The following is a 13,692-nucleotide window of genomic DNA, read 5'->3' as shown; positions in this document are numbered from 1 at the left end:
GGCGGATCAGGGAGCGGGGACCGGCACGTGCAGGCGCAAGGCGGACGAGGGAGTCGACGCGACGGGGATCCCCGCCGCCCACGCACCACCGACGCCGGTACGGCTAGGGCCGTGGCCTCCGGCCAGACGGCCCGGAGGGCGCGGAAGCGGCCACGCGAGCCCGATCGCACGGCCGCGAGCCCCCCTGGCACCCCGGACCGACGGACCAGCACGAGGACACCGATGTCTCACCTCCGCGCCCCGGCCACCCGCGCAGACCGCCGTGAGGGCGGGCGGCACGGGCGGCCGGCCGCCCGCACCGCACCCGCGCTGCCCGAGACCCACATACGGCCCCAACTGCTGCGTCTCGCCGTGCTGCCGCCCGTCGCCGTCGCCCTCAGCGGCTGTGCCGCCGTCCTCTTCACCGTCCGGTCCACCGGAGCGCGGCCGGGCCTCACACTGTGGGCCGTGCTCGCCGGGGCGGTCTCGGTGACCCTCGTCGGCATCGTCGTCGCCGCGGTGGCCGCCAACCGGGCCGCCCGGTCCGTGCACGACCGCATCGGCGTCCTGCGCCGCACCACCGCGCGGCGCGAGGCCGACCTGCGCGCCCTGGTCGAGACGCTGCGCCGCGGCGACGGCCCGCCCCAGCAGGGTCCCGACGATCAGCGTGGCGGTCCCGCCGAGGACGCCGACGACTTCGACCTCCTCGCCGCCGACCTGACCCGTGCGCACGACGGCGCCCTCACCGCCGTCGTCGAGGCCGCGCAGCTCTCCAGCCAGGCGGGCAGCGAACAGAAGCTCGAGGTGTTCGTCAACCTCGCCCGGCGCCTGCAGTCACTGGTGCACCGAGAGATCTCCATCCTCGACGAGCTGGAGAACGAGATGGAGGACCCCGAGCTGCTGAAGGGGCTCTTCCACGTCGACCACCTCGCCACCCGCATCCGCCGGCACGCCGAGAACCTCGCCGTGCTCGGCGGGGCGGTCTCCCGCCGCCAGTGGAGCAACCCGGTCTCCATGACCGAGGTGCTGCGCTCTGCCATCGCCGAGGTCGAGCAGTACTCGCGGGTCAAGCTCGTGCCGCCGATCGACGGCACCCTGCGCGGCCACGCCGTCGCCGACGTCATCCACCTGCTCGCCGAACTCGTCGAGAACGCCACGGTGTTCTCCGCCCCGCAGACCCAGGTGCTGCTGCGCGCCAACCTCGTCACCTCCGGGCTCGCCGTCGAGGTCGAGGACCGGGGACTCGGCATGCCCGTCGAGGAGCAGATCCGGATGAACGCCCTGCTCGCCGACCCGGACCAGGTGAACGTCGCCCGGCTCCTCGCGGACGGCCGTATCGGCCTGTTCGTGGTCTCACAGCTCGCCCGGCGGCACGGCATCAACGTCCGCCTCCAGACCAACATCTACGGCGGAGTGCAGGCGGTGCTCGTCGTGCCGCAGGCGCTGCTGGGGGCGGAGGCGGATGCGCCGGAGGGCGCCGGGCAGCCGGAGGGCGGACAGGCCGGGGCGGGAGCCGGTGCCGGTGCCGGGACGGTGCCCGAGGGCGGAGCCCGAGCGGAGACCCGGAGGTCGTCCTCGGCCGAGGGGGCGGTGCCCGGCGGAGGCGGCCCTGGAGGCTCGCCCGATTCCGGCTCCGCGCCCGCGTCAGGGTCCTCAGGGTCCTCGACGGGGTACGGATTCTCGTCCGTGTCGGGTGCCGCTTCCGAGGCACGGCCGTCGATCCCGCCCTCCGCACCCGCCGCGTTCCGAGCGCACCAGCGGGAAGCCGAACCGGACTCGGGTGCTGATACCCCGAGGAACGGCCACCCCGCGCCCTTGCCCGTACGCGGGGCCCGTCGGGAGCGTCCCACCCCGGCCGAGGCACGGCCCGGGATCAGCCCGGACGACCGACGCGTCCTCGCCGGGAACGTGACCGAGCCGCCCACCCCCCGCAACGGCGCCGTGCGCGGCACCATGGGCAAACCCCAACTGCCCCGCCGTCGCGCCCAGGAGCACATCGCACCCCAGCTGCGCGACGGTCCCACGCCGCGCCAGGACCCCGAGTACCTCGTCGGTCACGACCCCGGTCTGATGGCGGCCTTCCAGCGCGGCATCAGCCTCGCCGAGGCACAACAGCACATGGATTCCGGGGACATGGGCCGGGGCGACAGGGAGCAGCCGGCGCACCTGGAGCCGGCGCACACCGACCACAGCACCGCCACCCGGCAGGACGGGAGCGCACCCGCCGGATGACCACCCCCGTTTCCACCCCCACCCCCAGCGCTCCCGCAGACCTTCGTACCCCAAGGAGTCGATCCACCATGGCGAGCGATGCGCCGACCGCCCAGGTATCCGATCTCGACTGGCTGATGAGCGGCCTCGTGCAGCGCGTACCGCACACGAACGCTGCGGTGCTCCTGTCCTGCGACGGGCTCGTGAAGTCCGTGCACGGCCTCGACCCGGACAGCGCCGACCACATGGCGGCCCTGGCCTCCGGCCTGTACTCCCTCGGCCGCAGCGCCGGTGTCCGCTTCAGCGACGGCGGTGACGTTCGGCAGGTCGTCGTCGAACTCGACTCGACCCTGCTGTTCGTCACCACCGCCGGCTCCGGCACCTGCCTGGCCGTGCTCGCCGGCCGCGAGGCCGACGCGGCCGTGCTCGGCTACGAGATGGCGATGCTCGTCAAGAGCGTCCGCCCCTACCTGGTCACCGCTCCCCGGCAGCAGTCCGTCGAATCCCCGGCGATGAGGCCTTGACCATGACGGCGGCCGGTGACGGGCCCTGGCTCGACGACGCGGCCGGGCGCCTGGTGCGCCCGTTCACGGTCAGCAACGGCCGAACCCGTCCCACCGTCGCGCTCGACCTCGTGTCGCAGCTGATGGCCACCGGGGCGACCCCCCTCGGCTACCTCGGCCCCGAACACGCGCAGGCGCTCGAGCGGTGCCGCGTGCCCGTCGCGGTCGCCGAGGTCGCCGCCCATCTGAAACTGCCGGTGGCCGTCACCAAGGTGCTGCTGGCGGACCTCGTGGACTGCGGGGCGCTGACCACCAAGCCCCCCGCGTTCCACCACAACCCGACGGACCGGGCTCTTCTGGAGGCAGTGCTCGATGGACTACGACGACAGCTCTGACTACGCCGACGGACCGCGCGACAGCGCCGATCCGTTCCCCACCGCGCTCAAGATCCTGGTCGCGGGCGGGTTCGGCGTGGGCAAGACGACCTTCGTCGGCGCGGTCAGCGAGATCGCGCCGCTCAGCACGGAGGAGCTTCTCACCACCGTCGGTGCCGCGACCGACAACCTCGACGGCATCGAGAACAAGGTCGAGACGACCGTGGCCATGGACTTCGGCCGCATCACCCTCGACCCGAAACACGTGCTGTACCTGTTCGGCACACCCGGCCAGGAGCGGTTCTGGTTCATGTGGGACGAGTTGTGCGAAGGCGCTCTCGGGGCGGTCATCCTCGCCGACACCCGCCGTCTGGAGGAGTGTTTCGCGGCGGTCGACTTCTTCGAGCAGCGCGGCCTCGGCTTCATCGTCGCCGTCAACGAGTTCGACGGTTCCCACCGCTACGACCCCGAGGAGGTGCGCGGGGCCCTCGACCTGACCGAGGACGTCCCCGTCGTGTGCTGCGACGCCCGGATCTCCAGCTCCGGTGTCCGGACCCTGCTGACCCTCGTGCGCCACCTCATTGCCCACACCCCGGCCCCCACGACGGGCTACGGCGCCCACATGTGACCCCTCAACGCCTGCCACGGAGCCCCTATATGACGCATGCCCACACTTCGCGAGTTCGCCCATGAGCTACGACCCGCCGCGCCCGGCCGGTCGTCTGCTGCTCACCCCCGAGGACAAGGAGGCCCCCGCCCGCACCCACCGACTGCGCAGGCTGGGTCTGGGGGAACGCCCCGAACCCGCACTCGACGCCTTCGCGCGCCGTCTCGCCGAGCTCACCGGGGCGCCGTACGCCATGGTCAACTTCCCGGACGAGCAGCGGCAGTTCTACGCGGGCCTGTACGTCCCGGCTGTCGCGCCGGTGGTGCGCGGCGACGGCACCAGCCCTCAGGTGGGCCGTGCCCTGCCCCGCGACCATGGCTTCTGCCCCCATGTGGTGGCGCGACGCAAGGCCCTGGTCCTGGAGGACGTCCGCGACTATCCGCGGTTCGCGGGCAATCCGGTGGTCGACGAGTTCGGCATCCGCTCCTATCTGGGGGCACCGCTCCTCGACGGCACGGGGCTGGTGCTGGGCACGGTCAGTGTCGCCGACGTCGAGCCGCGGCCCTGGGGGAAGCCGGGCCTGACGGCCATCAAGGAACACGCCGCGCACCTCGTCCTGCGGCTGGAGGGTCTGGACGGCTCGCTGCCTTACTGAGGGCGTGAAGGAAAGCTGCGACGGCGCTTAAGAAATCCTCGATGGACCAGTGCGGCCGCCGTACGGCAGATTGCTGTGCGATCCCACTCCTCTCCCGGCCCAGGGGCTTGTTCGGCATGCCCGGAGCCGGGACTCACCCACAGGAGCCCTAGCGGTGAAGGCGCTGGTCAAAGAGAAGGCGGAGCCCGGGCTGTGGCTCACGGACGTCCCGGAGCCCGCCGTCGGGCCCGGCGACGTACTGATCAAGGTGCTGCGCACCGGGATCTGCGGCACCGACCTGCACATCAGGGCCTGGGACGGCTGGGCGCGGCAGGCCATCAGCACCCCGCTCGTGCTCGGCCACGAGTTCGTCGGCGAGGTCGTCGAGACCGGGCGGGACGTCACCGACATCGGCATCGGTGACCGGGTGAGCGGCGAGGGCCATCTGGTGTGCGGCAAGTGCCGTAACTGCCAGGCGGGCCGCCGCCATCTGTGCCGTGCCACCGTGGGGCTGGGTGTGGGCCGGGCCGGGGCGTTCGCCGAGTACGTGACTCTGCCCGCCGCCAACGTCTGGGTGCACCGGGTGCCCGTCGACCTCGACGTGGCCGCGATCTTCGACCCGTTCGGCAACGCCGTGCACACCGCGCTGTCGTTCCCGCTCGTCGGCGAGGACGTCCTGATCACCGGTGCGGGTCCGATCGGTCTGATGGCCGCCGCCGTGGCCAGGCACGCCGGCGCCCGCAACGTCGTGATCACCGACGTCAGCGAGGAGCGGCTGGAGCTGGCCCGCAAGATCGGTGTGAGCCTCGCGCTCGATGTCTCCGGCGCCACCATCGCCGACGGGCAGCGCGCGCTCGGTCTGCGCGAGGGCTTCGACATCGGCCTGGAGATGTCCGGCCGCCCCGAGGCCATGCGCGACATGATCGCCAACATGACGCACGGCGGCCGGATCGCGATGCTCGGCCTGCCCGCCGAGGAGTTCCCCGTCGACTGGGCCCGGATCGTCACCTCGATGATCACCGTCAAGGGCATCTACGGCCGCGAGATGTTCGAGACCTGGTACGCGATGTCCGTGCTGCTCGAAGGCGGCCTCGACCTCTCGCCCGTGATCACCGGCCGGTACGGCTTCCGCGACTTCGAGGCGGCGTTCGCCGACGCGGCGAGCGGCCGCGGCGGCAAGGTCATCCTCGACTGGACCGCGTAAACCCCCCTGTCCCGCAAGCATTTCAGGAGCCCCTCATGTTCGACTCCGTGCGCGACGACCTGCGCGCCACCCTCGACGAGATCCGCGCCGCAGGCCTGCACAAGCCCGAGCGCGTGATCGGCACCCCGCAGTCCGCCACCGTCAACGTCACCGCCGGCGGCCGCCCCGGCGAGGTCCTCAACTTCTGCGCCAACAACTACCTCGGCCTCGCCGACCACCCCGAGGTCGTCGCCGCCGCCCACGAGGCCCTGGACCGCTGGGGCTACGGCATGGCCTCCGTCCGCTTCATCTGCGGCACGCAGGAGGTGCACAAGGAACTCGAGGCGCGGCTGTCGGCGTTCCTCGGCCAGGAGGACACGATCCTGTACTCCTCCTGCTTCGACGCCAACGGCGGCGTGTTCGAGACACTGCTCGGTCCTCAGGACGCGGTCATCTCCGACGCGCTCAACCACGCCTCGATCATCGACGGCATCCGGCTGTCCAAGGCCCGCCGCCTGCGCTACGCCAACCGGGATCTGGCCGAGCTGGAGGCCCGGCTGAAGGAGGCGTCCGACGCGCGCCGCCGGCTGATCGTCACCGACGGCGTCTTCTCCATGGACGGCTACCTGGCGCCGCTGCGCGATATCTGCGACCTGGCCGACCGCTACGACGCGATGGTCATGGTCGACGACTCGCACGCCGTCGGCTTCGTCGGCCCCGGCGGGCGCGGAACGCCCGAGCTGCACGGTGTCATGGACCGCGTCGACATCATCACCGGCACCCTCGGCAAGGCGCTCGGCGGCGCGTCCGGCGGCTATGTGGCGGCCCGCGCCGAGATCGTCGCCCTGCTGCGCCAGCGCTCCCGGCCGTACCTCTTCTCCAACACGCTCGCCCCGGTGATCGCGGCGGCCTCCCTGAAGGTCATCGACCTGCTGGAGTCGGCGGACGACCTGCGGGTCCGGCTCGCCGAGAACACGGCCCTCTTCCGCGGCCGTATGACCGAGGAGGGCTTCGACGTCCTCCCCGGCGATCACGCGATCGCACCGGTGATGATCGGTGACGCGGCGGTCGCCGGCCGTATGGCGGAGCTGCTGCTGGAGCGCGGCGTCTACGTGATCGGCTTCTCCTACCCGGTCGTGCCGCAGGGGCAGGCCCGGATCCGGGTGCAGCTGTCGGCCGCGCACTCGACGGAGGACGTCGACCGAGCGGTGGACGCGTTCGTGGCGGCGCGGGCCGAGCTGGACGCCGAGCAGGCCTGAGCGGCGCATTTGAGACAATCGATCGCATGATCGAAGCGCGGCGGCTCCACATCCTCCGTGCGGTGGCGGACCACCGTACGGTGACGGCGGCTGCCGCCGCGCTGTACCTCACCCCGTCGGCCGTGTCCCAGCAGCTCGCCGCGCTGGAGCAGGAGACGGGGCACCGGCTCGTCGAGCGCGGCGCCAAGGGCGTACGGCTCACCCCCGCCGGCGAGATCCTGCTCGACCACACCAACGCGGTCCTCGCCCAGCTGGAGCGGGCCGAGGCCGAGCTGGCCGCGTACAGCTCGGGAGCGGCGGGCACCGTCACGGTCGCCTCCTTCGCGACCGGCATCGCCCTGGTCGTGGCGCCCGCGGTGGCCCGGCTCGCCGAGTCGGCGCCCGGGATCCATCTCCGCGTCCAGGACGCCGAGGGCGACGCCAGTCTGCCGATGGTGCTGGACCGGCAGGTCGATGTCGCCGTCGCCGTCGAGTACCGCGGTGCCCCGCCCGCCGACGACCCGAGGCTGGCCCACGTCCCGCTATACGCCGAGCCCTTCGACGCGGTCGTGCCGGTCACCCACCGTCTGTCCGGCGCGCCGGAGGTCCCGCTCGCCGAACTGGCCAAGGACCCCTGGATCGGCCCGTACCCCGGCAACCCCTGCCACGACGTGGTCGTCCTGGCCTGCGAGAACGCCGGCTTCCAGCCCCGCATGGAGCACTCCTCGGACGACTTCCGCGCGGTCGTCGCCCTCGCCTCCGCCGACGCCGGCGTCGCCCTCGTACCGCGCTCGGCGCTGCGCGGCATGGACCTCACGGGCGTGGTCGTCCGCCCCGTCGACGGCACCGCCCCCACCCGGCGCGTCTTCGCCGCCGTACGCCGGGGAGCCGAGGAGCATCCCCTGATCCGCCCGGTGCTGGACGCGCTCGGCGCGGCGGCCCAGGCGCAGCCGCTACCGGTGTGAGGACCGCGAAACCTCGGTGTCTCATATCCGGGATAGCGTCCCGGATGTGAGAATCGATGATGATGGTGTGGACCCCGTCGACACCCGGCTGGGCGTCCGCCTGGCCGAGCTGCGGGCCGAACACGGCTGGTCCCTGGGCGAGTTGGCCGACCGCAGCGGAGTGAGCCGGTCCACCCTGTCCCGGGCCGAGCGGGCGGAGATCAGCCCCACGGCCTCGCTCCTGAACCGTCTGTGCGCCGTCTACGGGCGGACCATGTCCCAGCTGCTCAGCGAGGTCGAGGCCGAACCGGCACCCGTGGTGCGCGCGACCGACCAGCCCCTGTGGCAGGACCAGGCCTCCGGTTTCGTCCGACGGTCCGTGTCCCCGCCGCACTCCGCCCTGCGCGGCGAACTCGTCGAGGCCCGCCTCTCGCCCGGCGCCGACATCGCCTACGACCGTCCGCCCGTCGCCGGCCTCGAGCAGCACATCTGGGTCCTGGAAGGCGCCCTCGACGTGACCGCGCAGGACACCGAGCACCACCTCGGCACCGGCGACTGCCTGCGCATGCGTGTGTGGGGGCCGACCCGGTTCCGGTGCGCCGCTCCCGACGGCGTGCGGTATCTGCTGGCGGTGGTGCGGCCATGATCGTCAACCGTCTCGACGAAGCTCAACTCCGCAAGGGTGCCGGGGGATTGGCGGGTCTCTTGGCCGATACCGTCAACGCCGGTGCCTCGGTCGGCTTCCTCGCTCCGCTCGACCGCGCCGAGGCTCTCGCCTGGTGGGAGGAGCGGGCCGCCGACGTGGCCGCGGGCCGGCTCGTCGTGTGGGCCGCGTACGACGGGGACCGGGTGCTGGGCACCGTGAGCCTCGCCTTCCCCGGCAAGGCCAACAGCCGTCACCGCGCCGAACTCGTCAAGCTCATGGTGGACCCGGACGCCCGCGGACGCGGCCTCGGCCGCAGGCTCCTCGCGACGGCGGAGGAGGCCGCCGCGGCGGCCGGGGTCACCCTCCTGCACCTGGACACCGAGACCGGCAGCCCCGCCGAGCGTCTGTACCGGTCCGCCGGCTGGACCGCGATCGGCGCGATCCCGGACTATGCGGCGAGCCCCGACGGAGTGCTCCGGCCGACGACGATCTACTACAAGCACGTACCCGCAGGCGCTCTCACCAGGTGACTGTCAGTGGGAGCGGCTACCGTGCCTGCCATGCCGGATGCCGAAGACGTACGACGTATCGCCCTCTCCCTGCCGGACACGACGGAGAAGATCGCCTGGAGCATGCCCACGTTCCGGGTCGCGGGAAAGATGTTCGCGACGCTGCCCGAGGAAGAGACGTCCGTCGCCGTGCGCTGCCCCAAGGTGGAGCGGGACGAACTGGTGCTCGCCGAGCCGAAGAAATTCTGGATCGCCGACCACGAGGCGTCGTTCGCCTGGGTGCGGGCCCGGCTCGACGCGCTGGAGGACGAGGGTGAACTGCGGATCATCCTCGCCGACTCCTGGCGCCAGGCGGCCCCGAACCGGCTCCTGGAGGCGCATCCCCGGCTGGGACTCCCGACGGAAGCGTGACGTCCTCGGGGGGTCGGACCCCGGAAACGGATGCGCGGTCACCGGCGCGAGTGCGGTATTGTTTCCCTGCGCGTTCGGCCGGGGGAACCCCCAGGTCAGACGGGCAACGGGACGTGGCGCAGCTTGGTAGCGCACTTGACTGGGGGTCAAGGGGTCGCAGGTTCAAATCCTGTCGTCCCGACAGAGTCGACCAGCGGGTCTGCCGGAAGGCGGGCCCGCTGATTGCGTTGTGGCGTCAGCCGCCGCCGTCGAGGTCGTCGCGCCGGCGCAGTACCTCCAGCTCGTGATCGCGCAGCCGCATCTCGTACAGCTTCCCGCGGGCGTTCTCGAAGGGCCGGTGGAGGATCATCATCAGCCGGTCGTCGAAGGTGTGGAACAGCATGCCGTGGCCGCTGTCGCCGCGGACCAGCGGCCGGTGCTGCTCCCACGGCCCTTGGACGTGCCCGGATCTCGATACGGCGTAGGTCTGTACGTAGCCGCCGCTGACGGTGCCGTCCCGGCCGGCCGCGTTCTTCTCGTAGGTCGACCACAGCATGAGCAGGGACCCGTCAGGGGTGCGGTACAGCTGGGGGCCGTCGGTGATGTAGGGCGGGAGCTGGTGCGGTACGCCGGCGGGGATCTGCTCGGCGGTCCAGGGCGCGTCCGAGGCCTTGAAGAGGTAGACCGGGTCGCCGGTCGTCCGGGACAGATCCGGAGACAGCCGGATCGCCTCCATCGTTCCGTCGATGGTCTGGAGCCACTCGTGCGCGTACACCATCCAGGGCTGCCCGGACGGGTCGGTGTACAGCGTGCCGTCGAGGGTCATGAGGTGCTCGGGCGGGACGGGGCGTGCGGGGTCGAGCACGGTGAAGGGGCCGAGCAGTGAGTCGGAGACCGCCGTGATCGTGCCGCGCATATGGGTCGGGGTCCCGAACGGGACACCCCACTGGTTGGGCGGTGGGACCGGGAGGGGTCTGTCCTCGTTGTGCAGCGTGGTGAACAGGTAGTACCTGCCGTCCCACGCGTGCACCTCCGGCGCCCACGCACCGTCCGTCGCCCAGATTCCCTCCTGCTCGGCGGTCCGGAACACCACGACGGGGCGCGTCCAGTCGCGCAGGTCGTGGCTGCGGTAGACCATCGTGCCGGTGCCGTCCACGCCCGACACGGACGGGACGTTGGACGTGTAGAGGTGGTAGGTGCGGGTCTCGCCGTCGGCGACGACGAACGGATCGTGCAGCGGCATGCCGGGAAGCCGCATCGGTTCCCCTTCGTGAGGGCCCGCGCCCGTCAGATCACACAGCCCGCGTGGGCCAGCGCCTGCTTCAGCAGCACGCCGTGTCCGCCCGGCATCTCGCTCTGCACCGCCTCCGAGACGGCCTCCTGCGGGCTGAACCAATCAAGGTCGAGCGCGTCCTGCCGGGGCCGGCAGTCGCCCGTCACCGGCACGATGTAGGCCAGCGACACCGCGTGCTGGCGGGGGTCGTGGTACGGCGTGACGCCGTGCGTCGGGAAGTACTCCGCGACCGTGAAGGGCTGGAGCGACGCGGGCACGCGGGGGAGCGCGACCGGGCCGAGGTCCTTCTCCAGGTGGCGCAGGAGGGCGTCACGGACGCGTTCGTGGTGCAGGACGCGGCCGGAGACCAGCGTCCGGCTGACCGTTCCGTCGGGCCCGATGCGCAGCAGCACGCCGACACTGGTGACTTCGCCGCTGTCGTCGACGCGTACCGGAACGGCGTCGACGTACAGGATCGGCATGCGAGCGCGTGTCATCTCCAGTTCGTCGGAGGACAGCCAGCCGGGCGTGGTTTCGGTCATGTCAGACATTGATTGATCATACTTTCAGCCGTTCGGACTTCCTGGATAGCCGCTCCAGGGGAACTGTGACCGGCCCCACGCCGTCCTAATCCCCTTCCGGCCTGTCGTCCGGCAGCCGGTAGACCCGCAGGGCGTTGTCCCGCCCGGCCCACCGCGCGATGCGCAGCGCGTCCGGCAGGGACAGCTCGTCGGCGTCCACCCGCTCCTGGAGCAGCCCCGCGAGCCCGTGCCGGAAGGCGAGCGCCCCGAGGTGGAAGAACTCGGCCACACCGTACGCGTCGGAGCTGTACAGCAGTTTGCGGAACGGTGTGATCTCCAGGGCCTCCGCGAGGACCGCACCGGCCCGGGCGGGGCCGACGTAGTGCAGGGTGAGACCGACGTCGAGGTACACCTGCTCGAAGATCGCCGCGAGGTAGGCGGCCTGCCGCTGGTAGGGCCAGCAGTGCAGCAGCAGTACGGGGATCGTGCCGGCGGTCAGATGGAGCCAGTCCGTGAGGTGCGTGGGGTCGGCCCGGTGCAGCCGGATGTCGTTGTCGCCGAACCCGGTGTGCAACTGGAGCGGCAGCCCCAGGTCGACGGCGGTCCACAGCAGGTGCCGTACGAGGACCTGGTCGGCCAGGCGGCCGCCGCGGTTCGACCATCCCCGGGCGGCCTCGGTGACCTCCGTGTCCGAGGGGCGGGCCGGGTCCAGGTCGAAGCCGGTGCGGTAGGCCGCCACCGACTTCACGGCCACCACGCCGGGCCGCCGCACGGCGTCGAGCGCGGCCGCGCGGAAGGCGTCCGCGTACGCGTCCGGTTCGACCCCGGTGGCATGTACCGACTCGGCGACCCCCTCCAGTCGTACGATCTCGTACGCGGACCCGCTCGCGGCCTCGGCGAGTTCGGGCGGGGTGGTGAGCCGGTCGGGGGCGAAGCCGGTGTCGACGCAGAGGACGTCCGTGCGCGAGGCGCGCAGGAAGCGCCGCTGCACCTCGTGCCACCCCAGTTCCGAGCGGCGGGCGAGGTACTCCTCGACCGGGGCGTGCCGGGGCAGGTCCAGGAGGGGAGCGCAGTGGCGGCGCACGGCCACGCCCACGGGGCTGTCGAAGGGCGAGATGCCAGGCCAGGCGTCGCCCTCCGTGATGAGTGACTCGAAGGCCGCGCCGTCGAGGTCGGCGGTGACGGTGCCGTGGCAGTGGTGGTCGACCAGGCTCAGGGCGTCGAGCGTCTCGCGGACCGCGCTCACGTCAGTACTTCCAGCGGTACGCCGCCGCCGTCTGGTCGTCGTCCAGCCCGGCCACGGACGCCAGTTCGCCCCGTCGTACGGCGATCACCGCGTCGGCCAGGACCGGTCCGAGTGCCGCCCGCAGCGGTTCGTCCGCGCGGAACTCCTCGACGGCCTCCTGCAGCGAGACCGGCAGCCGCCTCACGCCCCGGGCCGCCGCTTCCGCCTCGGCCAGCCGTGCCGGGTCGCCGGTGGTCTCCCCGGGCAGGGCGGCGGACGACGTCAGGCCGTCAAGACCGGCGGCGATCAGGGAGCCGATCGCGAGGTAGGGGTTGGCGGCCAGGTCGACGGGTTTGATCTCCAGGTTGGCCGCCTGGTCGCGCAGGCCCGCGGTGCCGGTGATGACGCGCAGCGCGGTCTCCCGCGTCTCGCGGCCCCAGGCGGTGAACACGCCGGCCCACTGGGAGGGCCTGAGCCGCAGATAGCTCGCGGGGCTCGGGGCGGTCACGGCCGTGAGGCCGGGCAGGTGGGCGAGGATGCCGGCCGTGATCGACTCCGCCTCGGCCGTCGTGCCGTACCGGCCCTCGCCCCCGGAGTGCAGGTTGACGCCCTCACGCCAGGCGGAGAGGTGGACGTGGCCGCCGTTTCCGACGCCCTGTCCCACGACGGCGGGGGCGAAGGAGACCCGGAACCCGTGCCGCTGGGCCACCGCGCGGACGGTCTGCCGCACCAGCACGCTGCGGTCGGCCGCCGCCACCGGATCGACCGCGCCCACCGAGATCTCGAACTGCCCGGCGGCGTACTCGGGATGGAGCTGTTCGACGTCGATGCCCTGCGCCGCGCAGGCCGCCAGCAGGTCGGCGGTGTAGTCGCCGAGCTCGACCTGCCGGGCGGCCCCGTACGCCGGTCCCGTCGTCGCGGGCGTGAACGTGTCGCCGGGCGCGTCGCCCCGGGCCACGGTCCACTCGATCTCGATGGCCGCCCGGAAGGCGAGACCGTGGCGCTCGGCCGCCTCGGTGACGATCCGGCGCAGGAACGTGCGCGTGCAGCCGGGATGCCGCTCCCCGTCCTGCGTGATCCGGTCGACCGGCGCCCACGCCCAGCCGGGCTGCCCGGCCAGCACCACCAGCTGGTCGAGGTCGGGGTAGAGGCGCAGGTCGCCGTCGGGCGAGCCGAGGACGTCGGTGGTCACGATGGAGTCGTTCGCCAGGAACGTGTCGAACACCGGGGACATGCCGACGCCCCAGGCCGCGGCGGAGGCGAGCCGGGCCGTCGGGACGGTCTTCACCCGGCCGATGCCCGCGGTGTCGACATAGGCCAGCACGACGCCGTGCACGCCCCGCCCGGAGAGCTCGCCGCTCAGCGCGGTGGCCCGCTCGACGTCGCCGGGGCGGCCGCCGGGCACGGGATCGGGCAGGGTGGTCATACGTCCTCCTCGTCCTCCGCGTCTCCACG

15 protein-coding genes and 1 tRNA gene are annotated in these 13,692 nt (G+C 72.5%); 12 read left to right on the top strand and 4 right to left on the bottom strand.

Annotated elements, in window-relative coordinates; translation table 11 throughout:
* Positions 1-222: 222 nt before the first annotated feature.
* From OG542_RS05340 to OG542_RS05285, 12 genes are all read left to right on the top strand, one after another.
* The gene (locus OG542_RS05340) at positions 223-2,211 is read left to right on the top strand and encodes a sensor histidine kinase (protein ID WP_328408659.1); all 1,989 of its coding nucleotides are present in this window, start codon (positions 223-225) and stop codon (positions 2,209-2,211) included.
* A gap of 68 nt (positions 2,212-2,279) precedes the next feature.
* Complete coding sequence (locus OG542_RS05335) at positions 2,280-2,714, top strand: roadblock/LC7 domain-containing protein (protein WP_193477201.1); 435 nt, start codon at positions 2,280-2,282, stop codon at positions 2,712-2,714.
* A 2-nt stretch (positions 2,715-2,716) separates the two neighbouring features.
* Positions 2,717-3,088, top strand: a complete 372-nt coding sequence (locus OG542_RS05330; RefSeq protein WP_184590123.1) for a DUF742 domain-containing protein — start codon at positions 2,717-2,719, stop codon at positions 3,086-3,088.
* Complete coding sequence (locus tag OG542_RS05325) at positions 3,066-3,695, top strand: GTP-binding protein (RefSeq protein WP_311128854.1); 630 nt, start codon at positions 3,066-3,068, stop codon at positions 3,693-3,695. Before OG542_RS05330 ends, OG542_RS05325 begins: the two co-directional genes overlap by 23 nt.
* 61 nt (positions 3,696-3,756) lie before the next feature.
* Complete coding sequence (locus tag OG542_RS05320) at positions 3,757-4,329, top strand: GAF domain-containing protein (protein WP_184588017.1); 573 nt, start codon at positions 3,757-3,759, stop codon at positions 4,327-4,329.
* A 154-nt stretch (positions 4,330-4,483) separates the two neighbouring features.
* On the top strand, positions 4,484-5,512 hold the full coding sequence (gene tdh, locus OG542_RS05315) for an L-threonine 3-dehydrogenase (RefSeq protein ID WP_311128855.1): 1,029 nt from the start codon (positions 4,484-4,486) through the stop codon (positions 5,510-5,512).
* 35 nt (positions 5,513-5,547) lie between these two features.
* Positions 5,548-6,750 carry a glycine C-acetyltransferase gene (locus tag OG542_RS05310; protein ID WP_328408656.1) on the top strand — a complete coding sequence of 401 codons (1,203 nt, stop codon included), beginning with the start codon at positions 5,548-5,550 and terminating at the stop codon, positions 6,748-6,750.
* A gap of 26 nt (positions 6,751-6,776) precedes the next feature.
* On the top strand, positions 6,777-7,694 hold the full coding sequence (locus OG542_RS05305; protein WP_261679527.1) for a LysR family transcriptional regulator: 918 nt from the start codon (positions 6,777-6,779) through the stop codon (positions 7,692-7,694).
* 67 nt (positions 7,695-7,761) lie between these two features.
* Positions 7,762-8,319: a helix-turn-helix domain-containing protein gene (locus OG542_RS05300; protein WP_408057722.1), complete on the top strand. Its 558-nt coding sequence runs from the start codon at positions 7,762-7,764 to the stop codon at positions 8,317-8,319.
* Positions 8,316-8,849 (top strand): GNAT family N-acetyltransferase, encoded by a 534-nt coding sequence (locus OG542_RS05295; RefSeq protein WP_328408652.1) that lies wholly within the window; start codon positions 8,316-8,318, stop codon positions 8,847-8,849. Before OG542_RS05300 ends, OG542_RS05295 begins: the two co-directional genes overlap by 4 nt.
* 30 nt (positions 8,850-8,879) lie before the next feature.
* Positions 8,880-9,239, top strand: coding sequence for an MmcQ/YjbR family DNA-binding protein (locus OG542_RS05290; protein ID WP_184588006.1), 360 nt, complete (start codon positions 8,880-8,882; stop codon positions 9,237-9,239).
* Between the two features lie 107 nt (positions 9,240-9,346).
* A tRNA-Pro gene (locus OG542_RS05285) sits at positions 9,347-9,420 on the top strand.
* 54 nt (positions 9,421-9,474) lie between these two features.
* Here OG542_RS05285 and OG542_RS05280 read toward each other — a convergent pair.
* The 4 genes from OG542_RS05280 to OG542_RS05265 form a co-directional block, all read right to left on the bottom strand.
* Complete coding sequence (locus OG542_RS05280) at positions 9,475-10,476, bottom strand: glycoside hydrolase family 43 protein (RefSeq protein ID WP_328408650.1); 1,002 nt, start codon at positions 10,474-10,476, stop codon at positions 9,475-9,477.
* 29 nt (positions 10,477-10,505) lie between these two features.
* Positions 10,506-11,033: an NUDIX hydrolase family protein gene (locus tag OG542_RS05275; RefSeq protein WP_184590121.1), complete on the bottom strand. Its 528-nt coding sequence runs from the start codon at positions 11,031-11,033 to the stop codon at positions 10,506-10,508.
* 85 nt (positions 11,034-11,118) lie between these two features.
* The gene (locus OG542_RS05270) at positions 11,119-12,258 is read right to left on the bottom strand and encodes an amidohydrolase family protein (protein ID WP_328408648.1); all 1,140 of its coding nucleotides are present in this window, start codon (positions 12,256-12,258) and stop codon (positions 11,119-11,121) included.
* Position 12,259: 1 nt separating this feature from the next.
* Positions 12,260-13,663, bottom strand: coding sequence for a glutamine synthetase family protein (locus OG542_RS05265; RefSeq protein ID WP_328408646.1), 1,404 nt, complete (start codon positions 13,661-13,663; stop codon positions 12,260-12,262).
* Positions 13,664-13,692: the final 29 nt, after the last annotated feature.

Source organism: Streptomyces violaceus (genome assembly GCF_036014075.1).
Lineage (GTDB): Bacteria > Actinomycetota > Actinomycetes > Streptomycetales > Streptomycetaceae > Streptomyces > Streptomyces violaceus.
This window is presented reverse-complemented; position numbering and strand designations above follow the sequence as displayed.